15 protein-coding genes are annotated in these 16,798 nt (G+C 45.2%); all 15 read right to left on the bottom strand.

The genetic code is table 11. From position 1 onward, the window contains the following. Window positions 1-759: response regulator (locus ACQEXR_RS16735; RefSeq protein ID WP_427020775.1), on the bottom strand; the 759-nt coding region annotated here is incomplete at its 3' end. 17 nt (window positions 760-776) lie between these two features. Then, a complete protein-coding gene (locus ACQEXR_RS16730; protein WP_138973049.1) occupies window positions 777-1,076 on the bottom strand; it encodes an STAS domain-containing protein in 300 nt (99 codons plus the stop codon). A 38-nt stretch (window positions 1,077-1,114) separates the two neighbouring features. Further along, complete coding sequence (locus ACQEXR_RS16725) at window positions 1,115-2,275, bottom strand: methyl-accepting chemotaxis protein (protein WP_426952834.1); 1,161 nt, start codon at window positions 2,273-2,275, stop codon at window positions 1,115-1,117. 28 nt (window positions 2,276-2,303) lie between these two features. Continuing rightward, the gene (locus ACQEXR_RS16720) at window positions 2,304-3,344 is read right to left on the bottom strand and encodes a protein-glutamate methylesterase/protein-glutamine glutaminase (protein ID WP_427020774.1); all 1,041 of its coding nucleotides are present in this window, start codon (window positions 3,342-3,344) and stop codon (window positions 2,304-2,306) included. Continuing rightward, entirely contained in the window at window positions 3,344-3,991 is a 648-nt protein-coding gene (locus tag ACQEXR_RS16715; RefSeq protein WP_427020773.1) for a chemotaxis protein CheD, read from the bottom strand. Before ACQEXR_RS16715 ends, ACQEXR_RS16720 begins: the two co-directional genes overlap by 1 nt. 9 nt (window positions 3,992-4,000) lie before the next feature. Then, the gene (locus tag ACQEXR_RS16710; protein ID WP_427020772.1) at window positions 4,001-4,858 is read right to left on the bottom strand and encodes a CheR family methyltransferase; all 858 of its coding nucleotides are present in this window, start codon (window positions 4,856-4,858) and stop codon (window positions 4,001-4,003) included. Continuing rightward, window positions 4,843-7,239 (bottom strand): aerotaxis transducer Aer2, encoded by a 2,397-nt coding sequence (gene aer2, locus ACQEXR_RS16705; protein ID WP_427020771.1) that lies wholly within the window; start codon window positions 7,237-7,239, stop codon window positions 4,843-4,845. The genes ACQEXR_RS16710 and aer2 overlap by 16 nt, the downstream gene beginning before the upstream one ends. Before the next feature lie 70 nt (window positions 7,240-7,309). After that, the gene (locus ACQEXR_RS16700) at window positions 7,310-7,780 is read right to left on the bottom strand and encodes a chemotaxis protein CheW (protein WP_138973055.1); all 471 of its coding nucleotides are present in this window, start codon (window positions 7,778-7,780) and stop codon (window positions 7,310-7,312) included. Continuing rightward, a complete protein-coding gene (locus ACQEXR_RS16695) occupies window positions 7,777-8,244 on the bottom strand; it encodes a chemotaxis protein CheW (RefSeq protein ID WP_427020777.1) in 468 nt (155 codons plus the stop codon). Before ACQEXR_RS16695 ends, ACQEXR_RS16700 begins: the two co-directional genes overlap by 4 nt. Before the next feature lie 105 nt (window positions 8,245-8,349). Next, entirely contained in the window at window positions 8,350-10,413 is a 2,064-nt protein-coding gene (locus tag ACQEXR_RS16690; RefSeq protein ID WP_427020770.1) for a chemotaxis protein CheA, read from the bottom strand. 43 nt (window positions 10,414-10,456) lie between these two features. Then, window positions 10,457-10,816, bottom strand: coding sequence for a response regulator (locus ACQEXR_RS16685; RefSeq protein ID WP_138973058.1), 360 nt, complete (start codon window positions 10,814-10,816; stop codon window positions 10,457-10,459). After that, complete coding sequence (locus tag ACQEXR_RS16680; protein WP_427020769.1) at window positions 10,809-11,105, bottom strand: STAS domain-containing protein; 297 nt, start codon at window positions 11,103-11,105, stop codon at window positions 10,809-10,811. The genes ACQEXR_RS16685 and ACQEXR_RS16680 overlap by 8 nt, the downstream gene beginning before the upstream one ends. Before the next feature lie 355 nt (window positions 11,106-11,460). Next, window positions 11,461-13,449, bottom strand: coding sequence for a tRNA(Met) cytidine acetyltransferase TmcA (locus tag ACQEXR_RS16675; RefSeq protein ID WP_427020768.1), 1,989 nt, complete (start codon window positions 13,447-13,449; stop codon window positions 11,461-11,463). A gap of 92 nt (window positions 13,450-13,541) precedes the next feature. Beyond that, window positions 13,542-14,513, bottom strand: a complete 972-nt coding sequence (locus ACQEXR_RS16670; RefSeq protein ID WP_427020767.1) for a ParB/RepB/Spo0J family partition protein — start codon at window positions 14,511-14,513, stop codon at window positions 13,542-13,544. A 7-nt stretch (window positions 14,514-14,520) separates the two neighbouring features. Beyond that, window positions 14,521-15,738 carry a ParA family protein gene (locus tag ACQEXR_RS16665; RefSeq protein ID WP_331418604.1) on the bottom strand — a complete coding sequence of 406 codons (1,218 nt, stop codon included), beginning with the start codon at window positions 15,736-15,738 and terminating at the stop codon, window positions 14,521-14,523. Window positions 15,739-16,798: the final 1,060 nt, after the last annotated feature.

Raw genomic sequence — 16,798 nt, 5'->3', positions numbered from 1 at the left:
AGTAGACATATGGTTCACCTCGTTCTGATAGCCTACTCTAAGCGTAGGGCTTGAGAGTGAGGCGGACCATATAATTAGCCCCTTTGATGCCATGGAAAAGAATGCACGTGTAGCCGGTATGGCAGAGATTGCGGCAGGTAAGCCATGGCCAGTCGCATCAGCGATCATGACATAAACACCCCCATGAGGACGATTTGCCACAACGATTAAGTCACCGTTAAATACGGTAGATGGGGTTGAGAGGTAATTAATGCCAAAGATACTTTTTACCTGAGAACTCATCTCTATCATCAGATTAGAGAAAATGGACTCAGCGATCGCGTAATCATATCGCACCTGTTCATGGAACTGGCTGAGTTCATCGCGCTGTTCCATTACTTCATTATGCATCTTAACAATGCGATAGTGCGCTTGAACTTTTGCCAGCAAAACACTCCGTTCGACGGGCTTGAGAATAAAATCATCGCCATATTTCAGGCAACGTTCAAAAGATGCATGATCGTCTAATACTGTGAGGAAAATGATCGGTATATGGACATCAGGAAAAGCCTGCCGAATCTCGCGTGCAGTCGTGATGCCATCTTTGACAGGCATCATCACGTCAAGCAAGATGACATCAGGCAAGTCATCCATTTCCAACATCGCCTGAACCACGCCTTCGCCATTTTCAAATGTGCTTACAACGTCAGAGAGATCGCTAAGCATAAAGCGGCATAGCTCTCTGTTCGTAGCATGATCATCAACAATCATTACATGCATACGACCTCCTCAGCTTTTCATTCGATGACAAACTTCTTGTCGAATCGAGAAATGGTCAAAATCTTTCTAACTTGTGGCAGCGTGTTGGTTATTTTAATCATGCCATCGTCTTGGCCTAAATAATTATGCATATTGAGCAACATGCCTAATCCAGCACTATCGATGTAATCAACTTTTCTTAGATCTATCGTAAAACGAAACTCTTGTCGGTCGTTATAACAGCGCCTAAAGTCCTGCACCAAATTGAACCCAAAAGCGCCCTCAATCAGTATTGTTATATGTTTCGCCGCAGCGTCTACCTGTGCTTCAACTGACATGTTGATCTCCTTGTGAAATAGTTAGACAACTCAAGAGTTCAGAACAGTTCAACCTCCCCTTCATCAATGCTTTCTTGAGAAGCCGCTGGAGCACCACGATTGTCAACTTGCTCCTGTAATTCGACTAACGCCAATGTGAATTCATTGAAATCGATACCATTGGTTGTCCACTGTTGGCAGAGCTCAGCAAACTGCTGTAGATAGCCCACGGTTTGCTTGGCGTAATCACCTTGCTGGACAATGATATCGGCAAACTGTAAAGCACGAATTCCGTTATCAACTTGGGCGTGCAACAACTCGCCACTGGAACGGATTTTCTGCACCTCTTGCTCTACAGATATATTTACCTGCTGTACGCCTCGCAGCATGTCATCGACTTTTTCCTTCGACTCAATGGCCTCGGTCATATCAATAGAGGCCATTTCACCAACGGTTTTGTTCGCCTCTTTAACCGTTTTTTGAGCCACACTGATCTCAGCTTCAATCTGGGTATTTAATTCTTCTGCTTTCACCGATAAGTTGCGTACCTCCTGAGCCACAACAGCGAATCCGCGTCCAGCGTCACCAGCCCGAGCTGCTTCTATTGCTGCGTTTAACGCCAACAAATTTGTCTGCTCAGACAGGCCTCTCACTTGCTCCAGCAAGCGGAATACGGCATCCAATTTATCCGACATATCATGAATACTATGTACCGCCGAGATACTTTTCTCTGAGACATCCACAAGAGTATCGACAAACTGACGAATGATTGCCTCAGTTTTAGGCAGTACCTGACTAATGTCGCTATCGCTATCACGGCTGCCAAGCAGATTGTCGACCAATTCAGCGGTGATCTGATTTTGCCCCTCCGCAAGTTTTTGTAGTTCAAAGTAGCTTTCGTTGAGAGTCTCCACTGACTCATCCACCACACTTCTCTGATGATCTAAAGGCTCTTTTAGTTGCTGAGAAAGCACCGTAAGTAACGGATAGACTTCCTTAGGTGTGGTATTCACTTGGCTTGGCGTTGCCACCGCTTGAGCACTCGATTCACTGTTATTCATTTGCTTTGGCATGACCAGCCATGGGATTGCCGCAGCCAACACCATCAAAGCAACATGGGCGATAGAGGAGGACATACTCACAGCAATCGACAAGAGCAATACTTGTAAGCCAACAGCAATGAAGTAGCGGGTTTTAATTTTGCTTATTTTTGTTTTCATCGTTCTTCCTTGATGTTGTAAGCCCAAACTATGAATCGCTAGATAAGTAGTGGCATATCTGCTCAGCAACGCTGTTGAGGTCAACCACTGACATTGCTGCATCCATTTCTACCGCGACACGAGGCATTCCCCAAACGACGGAAGAGGCTTGGTCCTGAGCGATGGTTTTCGCCCCCTGCTCTTTCATCCTAAGCATGCCTCTGGCTCCATCTTGTCCCATCCCCGTCAAGATCACACCTATGGCTTTTTTGCCTACCGTTTCTGCCACCGCATCAAACATGACATCAACGGAAGGCTTGTGTCGGTTGACGGCGGGACGATCATCGAGCTGACAGTAGAGGTGAGTACCACGTCGAACAACAACGATATGTTTGTCACCCGGAGCAAGATAGGCGCAGCCATTGGTCAATGGGGCTCGATTAGCGGTGAGCTCCTTAACCTCAATATCACTATGTTCATTGAGACGTTCAGCAAAAGAAGAGGAGAACATAGCACTGATATGTTGGGTAATGATGATCGGGGGTAACCCAGACGGCAACGTAGATAGCACTTGTTTTACCGCTTCAGTTCCACCGGTTGATGCGCCGATTGCAATCACTTCTACTTTGTGATTATGCTTAGGGGTCGCGAGCTTAACGGCCGAATTGTGTGCTGACGACGTTGCAACATTCGCTCCCGCCGCCATCTTGATTTTTTCGTTAACCAACGCTTTATAGTTCACCATATCAGCCGTACTTTCTACCGCTGGTTTAGGGAAATAATCTACCGCGCCAAGCTCTAATGCCGCCAGTGTAGGCCCTGCCCCATGCTGAGTAAGAGTGGAAATCATCACCACAGGCATCGGTCTTAGACGCATCAAGTTTTTTAAGAACTGGACACCATTCATTTTTGGCATTTCGATGTCGAGTGTCAGCACATCGGGATTATGTTGCTTGATCAACTCTCGTGCTTGAAAGGGGTCTTCTGCCATGGCAACCACTTCTAAATCAGGATCTGAGTTGATCAGTTGTTGTAGCAAAGCTCTGAAGACTGGCGAATCATCAACAATAAGTACTTTAATTTTTCTCATTAAAACAGCTCCACGTCATCGTCATGTGGGCGATGACTTTCCCTATCCAACTGACTGGCATATTTTTCTTCTTGGTGCTGTAGGAGGTGCACTTCTGTAAACGGAATTCTCTTTAACCACGCCCTACCACTTATCGGGTCAAAAATGACTTTCCGAGGTTCAAGACCTCCTAGATCTTGTGCTGTCACATTCATTCCTTCTTGTTGAATGTAATTAAGAATAAATGCGACGTTCTTTTCCCCTATCATCGAGTTGCGCCCTAACATTTGCGCCCCTCCGAAGACCTTCACCTGCAAGGAAGATCGCTTAGCGCCTCTAGCGAGCATGGCATTAAGCAACATTTCCATCGCATAGCTCCCATAACGAGAAGCAGTAGAGATGACCTCCGCTGGATTCCATGATTTGAGCTGAGACTTGCTGTCAAATGGCAACAAAAAGTGATTCATTCCACCAATCCCTTCATTGGCATCCCACATACAAGCCGCGACACACGACCCTAGCCCTGTCGCGATCAACTCGTCTTGCGCTTTTGTGCTATATATCCCTCCTGGTAACAACTTCACTATGTGCTTTTCTTGGGTTGGATGGTAAAAGCGATTGAAGTGACTGTTTTCATACTTTGGTGTTACTAGCCTCGAACTGATCATTGTTATTGCCTATTTTTTTACGTAAATGGTGTGCCCAACATGGTGAAACAGATCAAGGTTCGCAGGGACACTCTCTGAATGACCAATAAAGAGCACGCCATTTGGTTTGAGTTGTTGATAAAAACGTTTGATCAATTTCGCTTGGGTCTGTCTGTCGAAATAGATCATCACATTCCGACATGAGATCAGATCAAAGGGCTCTGAAAAATCCCAATTCTCCAGTAAGTTCAACTGACGAAACTGAATGTATTTTTGCAATCCAATGCGACACTTAATGTTGCCCTGCTGTACCCCAGTACCACGGACAAAACTCGGTTTAAGATACTTACTCGGTATCGTTTTAATCGCGTCATCGCTATAGATTCCACGCTGCGCATGTTGCAATACTTTGGTATCCAAATCCGTCGCAGTCAGTCTGATATCTTCAAACTGGTCGAACGCCTGTGCCCAATGGAGAGAAGCCACAAAGCTGTACGGCTCCTCTCCGGTTGAACAACCTGCGGACCAAATTCTGAGTTTGCTCAGTCCTTGTTCTCGCCACTCTTTAACAAGTACCTTTTCAAGAAACTCAAAGTGGTGATACTCGCGAAAGAACTGCGTTTTATTGGTTGTCAGACAATTAATGAAGTTAGCTTGCTCCGACGGGTCCTGCTCAATCATGGGTCGGTAATCGCGAAAACGACGTAGGCCTAGTCGCCGTAGCTGGCGACTAATCCGGCCATAAACCATGGTTCTCTTCCGATCTGAAAAGAAGATGCCGACGTTTTTATGCATGAACCATTGAATAAACTTGAAGTCTTTATCCGTCAGTTCAAACTCACTCTTATCAGCCACCGAGTTTTCAGCCTGAGCTAGAACTCTTCCCATTCGTCCCCATCCTCTTCAAGCTTGAAGCTAGAATTGGCAACCTTTGGTGTTCTAATTTCGCGAACATTGTTGTCTCTCACTTTGTCCAACGACTTAGATTCAAAGGTGGTCACATTGTTGTCCGTCGCAAAGAAGTTCATCAGATGCAGCAGTTGCTTGCCTTCGTCTTTGAGTGATTGACTCGCCGCGGAGGTTTCTTCAACCAATGACGCATTCTGCTGTGTCATCTCATCCATTGTTGCTATCGCTCGATTGATTTCATCAATACCCGTAGACTGCTCCTGACTTGAAGAGGCAATCTGTGCAATCAGCTCTGTCACCTTCTCTACGGCTTCTACAATTTCATTGAGCGTTTCTCCCGATTCATCAACCAGACGTGAACCTTCGTCGACTTTTTCAACACTGTCTTTGATTAGGCCTTTGATCTCTTTCGCCGCCGCCGCACTGCGCTGTGCGAGATTACGGACTTCACCAGCAACAACAGCAAAACCACGACCCTGTTCACCAGCACGAGCGGCTTCCACGGCGGCATTGAGTGCCAATAAGTTCGTTTGGAAAGCAATCTCATCTATCACGCCAATGATGTCGGCAATTTTCTTACTCGCGGTATTGATCTCGGCCATTGCAGACACCGCCTGACCAACCACTTCACCCCCTTTACTGGCTTTTTTAGCCGCATCATCCGATAGCTCGTTGGCTCCTTTGGCGTTATCCGCATTTTGGCGCACTGTTGCGGTCATTTGCTCCATACTCGCCGCTGTCTCTTCTAAGTTTGAGGCTTGAGCTTCGACGCGCTGACTCAAGTCATTGTTGCCTTCTGCAATCTCCGTAGAGGCAGTCGCAACACGAGCCGATGACTGAGTAATTTTGTCAACCATATTGCGTAGGTTAAGAATGGAGGTGTTCACGGCATTGGACAGACGAGCAAACTCACCCGTGTTATCTTCGGGCATAGTGGTGTTGAGATTACCTTCCGCCACCTGACTCATGACATCAATACACTGGCCTAACGGAACAACCATGGTATCGAGTAAGTTGTTGATGCCATCGCCCAACTCTTTCATAAAGCCGTTATAAACGCTGGTATCAATACGTTCACTCAAGTCACCGGCAATGGCTTTTTGAATCAAGGATTCGACCTGACGCTGACCATCTTGCTGTTCAGTGATGTCAACCCATTGCAAAGCTGGCCCTATGTAGTTGCCCTGCCCATCTCGCATCGCAATACAGGTGAGGTTAAATTCCAATCCGCCGACCGCAATATTGGAGGAGAAAGGGAGGCGATCAGGATTGGTAATGATGTTGCGCTGGTGGCCTGGATTCTTATGGAAGATGTCGATGCTCTTTCCAACCAGATTACTGGCATCAAATCCCGGTAGAACTTTCTGAAGATCACTTTCTCGGCTGCGCAGTAAATTGTGTAATGCAGGATTGAGATAGGTAATGATGCCCTCTTTGTTGGCCATCATAATATTGGTTGTCATGCCAGCAACCGCAGAGGCCAATCGACCAATCTCCTCTTCTTTTGCTCGCGCTTCAGTCACATCACGCCACTCAAGCGTATTGCCAATATAGTTGCCCTGAGCGTCATTAATCGCAGCAACATTTAACTCAATCTTTAAATCTTTGATGCTAATGTCAGTGCTGTACGGCAAGTTATTCGGGTCAGCCAGCAGTTGTCTTTGGTGAGCCGGATTGCGATGGAACTCGTCAATACAACGCCCCATTAACCACTCTTCACTGGCCGTAAACCCTGCCCATACTGAACGCATGGTTGCTTCATGCTTGCTAAACAGATTAATGGTTTCTTGGTTGGCGTAAGTGATTAACAGGTCTCTGTCGATCATGACCATCGCGGTTTGCGCCTGATTCACCGCGGCTTGTAAGCGGGCAATATCATTCTTCTGCTTAAGCGCTTCCGTTACGTCAGACCATTCTAATGTGTTACCTACATACGTACCGCTTGCATCTATGATCGCCCCTACGTTCAGTTCGATCTTAACGTCTTTGACCGTGATGGTCGTGGTGTAAGGTAAGTTAGATGGATTGGATAGCATCTGTCGTTGATGACTCGGATTGGTGTGAAACAAGTCTATGCAATAGCCCAATAAGAACTCTTCGGTTGCTTTAAAATTTGGCCAAATCGATTGAAACAGAGCCTCATGCATCTTGAGCAGATCAATGGACTTCTGATTGAGATATGTGATATTGAAATCGCGATCAATCATCATCAGAGCGGTTTGAGCTGTATTGAGTGCCGAGAGTAGTTGCTCCTTCGATATTCCTTGCTCTTCTTCAGGCAGGAACTCGTCGGTTAGCGTGTCCTGCGTTGGTGCTACAAATTGAGCAGCAGGCCCTGGTTGTTTATTCCAAAATGCCATGAGTTACCTCTCACTGGTTGCTTCTTCTGACGTGTATTACCAAAACGAATAAACCGCATTCAGATTGGCATTAAGCCCAACTCTCTTCCGCTTGGTTGGGTACTGCTAGCTCTGCCGGATCGAACAAAGCGTCTAAATTAATAAGTACTAAATGACCATTGCTCACCGAGGCGATGCCACGGACATAGCTATGATCAACATCTGAGGATACGTGTGGTGATGGTTTTATCTGTTCTTCAGTCAACGGGTACACTTCTGAAACACCGTCGACAATAATGCCAAGTGGGTGTTTTTGGGTATCATTCAGCACAATCACAACCGTTGTGACACCTATTGTTGCGGGTGTTAAACCAAAGCGCATTCGTAAATCAACAATCGGCACATACTCTCCTCGGATCTCAAGCACACCTTTCATGTAGGCCGGGGAATTTGGCACCTCTCTGACGGGGTTCCAACCGCGAACTTCTCGCACATCCAAAATCGGTACGCCGTACTCTTCACCTTCAAGTACAAAACTAAGAAACTCTTGCGTCGCGATCATGATTCGGCCCTCAGAATGCGTTCAATATTGAGTAACTCTTCCGTGTTGAGCAGTGACATCACCTGATCGCCAACATTGATTAAACCTTGTAGGTAGGGCGTGACCATTGACTCACCGACTACCGGATAGAGTTCATTGTGTCCGCGACTGACGACATCGCTCACGGCATCAACCACCAACCCCATCAAACGATCTCTTTCACTGTCACTGTAACGAAGTACAATCACGACTGTGGTTGGTAGATATTCACATTTGCCAACCGAGAAGCGAGAGCGTAAATCGATAACAGGGACAATCATTCCACGTAGGTTGATCACACCAAGAACAAACTTGGGAGCTCTGGGGATAGGCGTTGGTCTTTCCCAAACACGGATCTCTTCAACATCTTTGATTTCAACGCCATACAGTTCATGCGCCAGTTCGAAACTCAAAAAATCCGCGCTTTCACTTACTTCATCACCCATGCTGTCGAGTAGCGCTTCCGCTTGTTCAGCAATATTTTTTTTCGCGACATCATTCATTCCAACGGAACGGTCCATGTCTGTGATTACTGCATCCATATCGTCTCCTTACGCCGCAATACCGTTGTGAGTGACTTCGGAAGAACGATTGAGGAAGTTCGTGATTAACCCTTGGATATCGAGAATCAAAGAGACCGAGCCATCTCCTAAAATCGTTGCACCTGAGATCCCAGCTACCTTGCTGTAGTTTGATTCAAGGCTCTTGATCACCACTTGCTGTTGGTCATGCAATTCATCAAGCAACAAACCCACTCGATTTCCAGCGGCCTCTACAAAGCAGAGAATGCGTTGTTCTAGTGCTCCACTCTCCCCCATCTCCAACTCATCTTGGAGACGTAAAATAGGAATGTTTTCTTCGCGTAATCGATAGAGTTCAATGCCACCAGAAGCAATCTTGATACAGGCAGGATCAATTTGAATTGATTCGACAATCGTCAGCAAAGGTATCACATACACCTCTCCCGCCACTTTCACTAACTGGCCATCAAGAATGGCTAATGTGAGAGGTAAACTAATCGTGAAACAACTTCCTTCACCCAGCTTAGATTCAACCTCGATATGTCCGCCGAGCTCCTCAATGTTGCGGCGAACCACATCCATTCCGACTCCTCGTCCAGAAATATCGGACACTTGTTCTGCGGTTGAAAAACCCGGCGCAAAAATCAGATTCATTAGCTGTTTATCGGAATATTCGTCGCGGCGAGAATCCGCAGCCAATACACCTTTTTCTAATGCTTTATCCCATAACTTGTCACAGTTCAGCCCTGCACCATCATCTTTAATCTCAATCACTATTGAGCCACCCTGATGGTAAGCATTCAACTCAATAACACCGACCTCCGGCTTTCCGCTTGCAAGTCGCGTCGATGGTTGTTCGATTCCATGATCAATACCATTTCGAACAAGGTGGACTAATGGATCGACAATGCGCTCGAGGACGGTTTTATCGAGTTCGGTTTGCTCACCTTTTATTTGTAGATCCACCTGTTTCTCAAGACGACTCGATAGATCCCGCACCAAACGCGGGAAACGGCTGAATGCAAAACTCATCGGTAACATACGAATATTGAGTACGTTTTCTTGCAAGTCTTTGCTATTTTGCAGCAGTTGATCTAGGCCTGTTTTGAGCTTCTCTAATTTCTCAATCGTAAAGTCATTGCCAATTTCAGTGAGCATGGACTGGGTAATCACCAATTCGCCAACTAAGTTAATCAGGCTGTCGACTTTGTCTATGTCGACACGGATAGAACTCACGCTGGAATCTGATTTTGCCGCCTTTGTCGATTTCGCTTCAGTTTCTGTTTTCTTTTCGACGGCCTCAACTTGAGGTGCTGTTTGGACAAGGTCAGACAACGCTTCACTAGCATCACTCGATTCATTGCTACCAATGCGTTCAACGGTTAAGTCACACTCATCTTCAACCCACTCGAAAATCTCTCGGATTAAATCCTCTTCAACCAATCCGCTGATAGTGGCATGCCAAGAGAGATAGCAAAGTTCAGACTCCAAGGCTTCAATCTCAGGAAGTTTTGATGTGTCGACTTCTATCACACAAGACGCATCCAGTTCAGTCAGCTCACGAAGAATCCTTAGTGGATCGTTACCACTAAAGAACATCTCCTGATGTGGGGTGAACACGATTCGCCAAGGCTGGTTGCTTTGGTTGGAAGGTGAGCTTTGCGTTTCGGCTAGCCCAGCATTTGATGACTGAGGCTCTATTGAGTTCTCATCCAATAAGGCAACTAACTTGAGACTTACTTCTTGCTTGAGAGCGTCATTCACTTCACTCCCCTGTTCATGACCTTCAAGCATGCTGTGGATACAATCACCGCTCTTCAGTAACAAGTCGATCGTTTCGGCACTGAGACTACGTTGATGATTGCGAACGAGATCGAGGTAAGCTTCAACGCTATGCGTAAACTCGCTGATGTCGAGCAGATTAAACGTCCCTGCTCCCCCTTTGATTGAGTGAGCAGCACGAAAAATCGTGTTGATTGACTCATCTTCTACATGGGTAGGATCCAAATTGAGCAACACATCTTCAAGCACTTCAAGATTTTCACGACATTCCTCGTAAAACATCTTGCGTAACTGTTCCATGTCCAATGCCATAATAACCTCACCAATTGACGTTGCTATGTGAGAGAAGCGTCGTTTAAATCACACGTTTTAATGTTTTTAGGAGTGTGTCTGGATTAAACGGTTTTACTAACCAACCTGTCGCGCCAGCTGACTTACCTTCTTGTTTCTTGTCGGCGCTGGTTTCCGTGGTCAGCATTAAAATCGGAATAAACTTGTATTGCGGCTTTTCGCGTAGCGCTTTAACCAACTCAAATCCACCCATATTTGGCATATTGACATCCGAAATGACCACATCGAATTTCGCTGAAGTCACTTTGCTTAGAGCGTCTCGCCCATCGTTAGCAGTCTCTACGTCATAGCCAGCGTCACGTAATGTGTGACTGACCATTTGGCGAATAGACACAGAATCATCCACAGCTAGTATTTTAGTCATGTTGCGGTTCTCCAACTTCACTATTGATATCAAACTGATCGTGCAGTCCTAATGTATTAATACCCTCGATTAGTAATGGAGTAGGTTTTACTAGTCGAATATCGATCTGATGGGATTTAGCGGATAAGAATAACGCGGTCAATGCCTGTAACCCTGCGGCATCAACGCGATTGACCTGTGAAGCATCGATATGAAGTTGATTGGTATCTTGAGCAAGCCAAGCCTTATAGTCATTGGCGCTATCGAGCACTGTCGAGATGTCCAATGACGCAGGTAATAAACAGTCCATGTTTTCAACCTTCACTTTATTATTATTCCTAGCCGATATTAACCATGTTGCTTAAGATGAGTGTAGGAAGGAATAATTAATGCGCAAGCAAGTAAAACTAGATAGTTTGGGTGAGAGTTTGATGCAGAGAGACGATATAAGAACTTTTATCTTTAAGAATTAATCAATTACATAAGTTTGCACAGTTGGATAAATTTTCACAATTTTATCCACTGCCGTTTGAAAAACGACATGCAAAACTCTGAAACGTTTTTGATTTACAGTGTAAACACCAACGCGGTTTACACTGTAAATGGCTCCACACAGAACCGCTTTTACAGTGTAAATTTTGTAGATTTAGTGCGAGTAGAGAGAGTTAAGTGAGTAACTCACTTAACTGCTGACGAAAAACTTGCTCTGCCTGCTTCCTGCCAGCAAAACCAAATTCAGCTATACAAGATGACCAAGTGTTTCGTTGCACCACGAGGCGTATGAAAAAGTCGCTGACTTTGCCTGCCAATGAAGGGGTATCTTGCCACCAAGAATAGAGATGGGGAGCGACGCTTTCGTAACTTGCCCCGCCTAAGCAATACCGCTCGAACAGTGGGTTGAAGCTAGGTTTATCAACGGAAGCATCTTTATTTGCGATTAAACTACGGACGAGTTCAATCTCAAGTTGAGCAAACAGAGTACTCAATGAATAATCGAAGCCATGAAAAAACTGCGCCCTCGCACTATTAAGCCAATCGACGTTCCCTTTCACCATCACAAGAGAGTGCGTTCCACTCGCTTGATCACGTTGGCTGCCCAGCCGAACTGACGCAAAACCGCAGCGATGCCAAAATTGAACCAATTCACTCGTCGCCCCAAAGCTGGTGGAGTAAAAGTCATAGTCGCTATTGTGTATCAAATGACGAATCAATTGCTGTCCAATCCTTTTTCTTTGACCTTGAGGATGAACAGCAATCCGCATGATACGTAAGCTCGATTGTTGCGCCGCTTCCGTGATGCCAAGCTGGTTTGCCAAAGTTGTCGCAACCAAATGCCCTTTTGGTCGACGCTTACCCATACAAATCTGCTCAAGCAGATCACTCGTCAACTTACCCTCTTCAATCGCTAGAATACATCCAAGGCAGATATCACCATCGAATGCGGTATAAAGGTGAATCGCATCGTCAGCGAGTAACAACATCAGGTCATTCGGTGAAGTTTGGTAGTGAGCGTTGACCAACAAAGCGAAACAGTTGTTAAGAATCTCAGGAGAAGAAATCAGTTGACGCTTGTCTACCCGCTGCAAGATAGGGTCTTGAGCTTGACTGGAAAGATCCATCAACTCACTATTGAGAAGAAAACTATCGAACAACCACTTTTCTAACGGGTCATCAGTCGCCCATCTTATAGGCTGTTGCAGATGATAAAAGGACGTTCCTGGGCGTTGCTGTTTAAGCCAAGTTTGAAACTTTAAGCTAAAGCCACGACCACAACCTTCATAGCCATGAATCGTCGTTGAAAAGACGGCTCGATGGTATCGTTCTACCATACTTTGCAGCATAGGAATTGGAATCGCCGAGGCTTCATCAACCAATAGACAATCAAGCTCAGTTTGGTTGCGTAATAACTCATCCGGCGCAACAAACTCAAGAATCGACTGCTGAAAGCACAGCTGGTTGTTGTCCATCTTGACGCCATTCAATAAACGACTGGCATGCTCAAAAACAGGTTGAACGGTTGCAATACTTGGCGCGGTAACAACGATGCGTAGAGTGCGAGATTGCATCAGTTGAGCCGCTGCTATGCCTAGGGCACTACTTTTTCCGCGCCCACGATCAGCGGTCATCACTAATGGTCTCTTTCGGTGACCTTCCACCACTTTGATAATTTTCTCTATCGCTTGTTGTTGGTCTTGATATGGATCGAAATCACTGACCTTAGCGCTAGGGAGTTGGGGCAACGATTGATCTTGATGGAGCTGAATCAGTCCATCCAATGCGTTCTCCAACCACATTTGGTCAAGACGCTCTCTGTCTTCTTTGGCGGTGACGATAACAATCAGACCGCCGCCTCGAACACAGCCTGTTGCGGCGGTAAAACTGTTGGCATCAAAGCCAGCACGAAAATCACAGATCAGCAGTTGGCACTCTTGCCCCAACAGCTGCTGACCCTTATTGAACTTAGCGAACCGACTGACTTCTACTGAAGCATCGCCACCCAATTGATAGATAGCCGATGGATCAACTTGGCTAGCAACCTCGACAAGACATTGCTGTTGCCACTCATCGCCTCCACGAACAACGACACCAAAACGGTGATTACGCTGAGTGGCAATAACGAGAAGCTGAGAAAAGTAGTCGTGTATGGTTTTCATGCAATAGGTACTGTTTCAATCGTGTTTATCTGCCGACATTATGACATAAAAAAAGCCGCCCAGAGGCGGCTTTATTTGACCAAACATTGTCATCAATTCAGTTTGCTTGCAACAAGATCCAGAATCTCTTTCATCAACGCGTCATCAACTTTCTTTAAGTTGAGCGTTAAGTTGCTGCCTTTACGACTGTAACTTGCACGACCTTTTACTAGATCGGTTTTACTTACCGCCGATTTCTTACTTGGCGCAAGCTCTTCAATCCAAGCTTCAATGGTTTCAGTCACCTCTTTGGTAATACGAGCCACACCTTGAGACTGACTTCTCTGCCATACAAAACCGTCCTTAGAACGACACTTGTCTAGCAGCTTATTCTGTTGGCTCTGCTCCAAACCATTAAATTGCTTGTGCAGTTTCACGATAGTCGGACGACCAAGTTCGGCAACGTTAGGGTAAGCTTGCAGCAATTCTAACGGCAAATCGGCAGCCTTAAGAGCACCACTGACTAACGCTTCACTGCACTGGAACATTTTTGCCAGTGCTTTCTGATCGTCTGCTTCACCTTTTTCCAGTTTAGCGAGCATCTCCTTGCCTTTTTCATACAAGGAAAGTGGCTTGTGCGCGTTCGCAACGTCAGACAGGAACTTAGCATGCTCGGTACTGATGTTTTCGCCAACGTAAATAAGGAACTCTTGCCCAGCTAAGATACAAGACATGCGACGACGACTACCATCGAGCACTTCGATTTTTCCGTCTTCGCGCTTGCGTCCAACAGCAGGATATTGCTGGCCACGTTCTTTAAGTGTGACTAGTACATCTGATAGCGCGTGTTCATTTAAGAACGCTTGCTCGCGCGCGTTTTCTGCGAAAACAACGGTCTTCTCGCTCACCTGCTCTGCCGGGATACGAACTAACTCAAACTCGACCTTCTCTTCACCCGCAACCGACAACTCAATGATTTGAGCTTTCTCTTTCGCCGCTTGCTGCGCTTCTTGTGGAGTCGTCACATGGCGCTTATTCGCTTTACCAAATAATCTCGCGTTTAAATCTGAAGTCTTAATTGCCATTTTCTACTTACCCCTGATTTAGTGATGACCAATGACCATGAAGCACACGCTCCAGTTCTAATGCACTCTTCTGAACCGCATCTTGCGCCGTCGCTAGTGTCTTCTTACCGCCTTCAAAATCACTGGTTGTGAGATCGAAAACTGTGCTGTAGGTATCAGCACACGTTTCAAATGCGCGGCTACGCGGAATCGTTGCCATCATCACCTGATCACCAAGTAAATAGTTCATCTCGGTAAGAACTGCGACTTGCTTCTTGTTGTCATCTTCGAACATGGTCGGCATCAGACGAACAAATTCTAGCCCCTGCCAATCTTCTGGGAACATTTCATAAACGGTCGGTAAATGCTGGAAAAAGTTAACTGTCGATGCCCAGTCTAGTCGTTTTGCAGCACATGGGATCAATAGAGCATTCGACGCGTACATCGCATTCCATACTAATGGATCCACATGTGGCCCGGTATCAATCATGATCACATCAAAGTCGTCGGCAATTTTATCAATCAACTTTTCTTTCAGCAGCCTAACAATATCCAGTGATTGATTTTGTGATAGGTGCTGCCACGCTTCCGCGTTAAACATGGCATCTTCAGGGAACGCCGAAACCGTTTTTAAGTTAGGATACTGAGTCGGCAACAACACGTTTTTGTGTAAGAACTCATTGTCGACTTCTACCCCCTCAGGCACGTTATCAAGCATGATATCAACAGCTGAGTAAATGTTGTCATGATCAGTCAGGCTAATCTGTGGATTTAAAAACAGACGTAGTGAACCCTGTGGATCTAAGTCGATAAGACAAATGCGGTAACGCTTGTCTAAGTTAAGCGCCAAGCAAGCAGCAAGATGAACCGCAGTCATCGACTTACCGGTACCACCCTTCTGGTTCTGAACATTAATGATCCACGGTTTATTTTCGTTATTTTTCTTACGTTCATGAAACTTCGGGATCCCCGCCGCATCCATCAACATATGTGCTTCTTGCAAAGAAATAGAGTAATGGTTGGCGTTGTTCTTAGTGAATTGGTGACCAGACTCTTCCAACTTGCTGATAGCATCATCAAGCTTACGGCGAGTTAAACCCGAGCGAGTTTCCATCAATGCTTTTGACATTGGTGGGAAATGCTCATCGCTACGCTCTTCCAACACAATTTCTATACGATCAGCTTGAACCTGAGCGGTTTTCTCAGCGAGCTGTATGAGATTCTCAATCGTATGTTCTCGTTTCATTTGCCAAATTCCGTTATTAGTGACTGAAAATTATTGTACAGCATTTACAACAATAAACAATAAAAAGGTGAACGTGCAATTATGGATGCGAATCACATTAAATAGAAATATGACATTCTATTTAATGCCAATCAGCAAAAATAGGTCAATTTGTTGTCAATTTTTGTCTCTATACTACATCACAAAGCAACACAGATTAAAAGTGTTACAGCATCACTTATTTACAATGTAAAAATGTAGGCACTAAAACACAGATGACATTCACTCGGAACGATTAAGATCGCTGTCTAATTTACGGTAGGTGCAATTTTGACTTTCAAAGTGATAACAAACGAGAAACTTTCATTAGGCAAGGGCGACAGATATATGGAGCTAACCATTCGCTAGACGAGTTCCGTTTCGGAACCATGATCAAGGAATATCTGGTGATCATGCTTTCAGGATAATTTCCCTATTTAGGAACAATGATCAAGGCGTTGAGTTGCTAAAAGCATGATCGACATTTTTGATAAACGATTGATCTAAGATCGGAACAATGATCAAGTAGTAGGAGTCTTCGGAAGCATGTAAATTTGTCACCAATTTACGGACAAATGCAGATGGACTAAGACTTGGGCTAATATAACGAGGTGAAAATCGCAATATTGACCGACAACTCAATAATTGGACGAACTCGCCTTCATTTCATGATCATGCTTTCGCAACCCTATTTACTCATAACCCAATGTGGATAAGATAGTAAACATGAAGCTCGACTTTCAAGATTGGCGTTAAAGTGTTCAATTTAACGATTTCAAGATTGTTTCCTTGATCATCGTTTCGCTAAATTGGACAATTATTAGCACTCGATGAGCAGAGGCAAATGTCTTTGTTTACTTCAGCTTGTGGATAAGGTGTGCAATTATGATGATCATGCTTTCATCATTGCATTGATCATTTATTCGATGCTGTGATGATCATCGTTCTAAGCATTTTTGATCATGCTTTCAAATACTTAATGATCATGCTTTCGTTATTTACATGATCATGCTTTCAGCCGACAAAAAAAATAGTTCTTATA

This window comes from Vibrio sp. TRT 2004, from assembly GCF_050113735.1.
Taxonomy (GTDB): Bacteria; Pseudomonadota; Gammaproteobacteria; order Enterobacterales; family Vibrionaceae; genus Vibrio.
The sequence above is the reverse complement of the archived record's forward strand: the minus strand, read 5'-3'. Positions and strand labels throughout refer to the sequence as shown.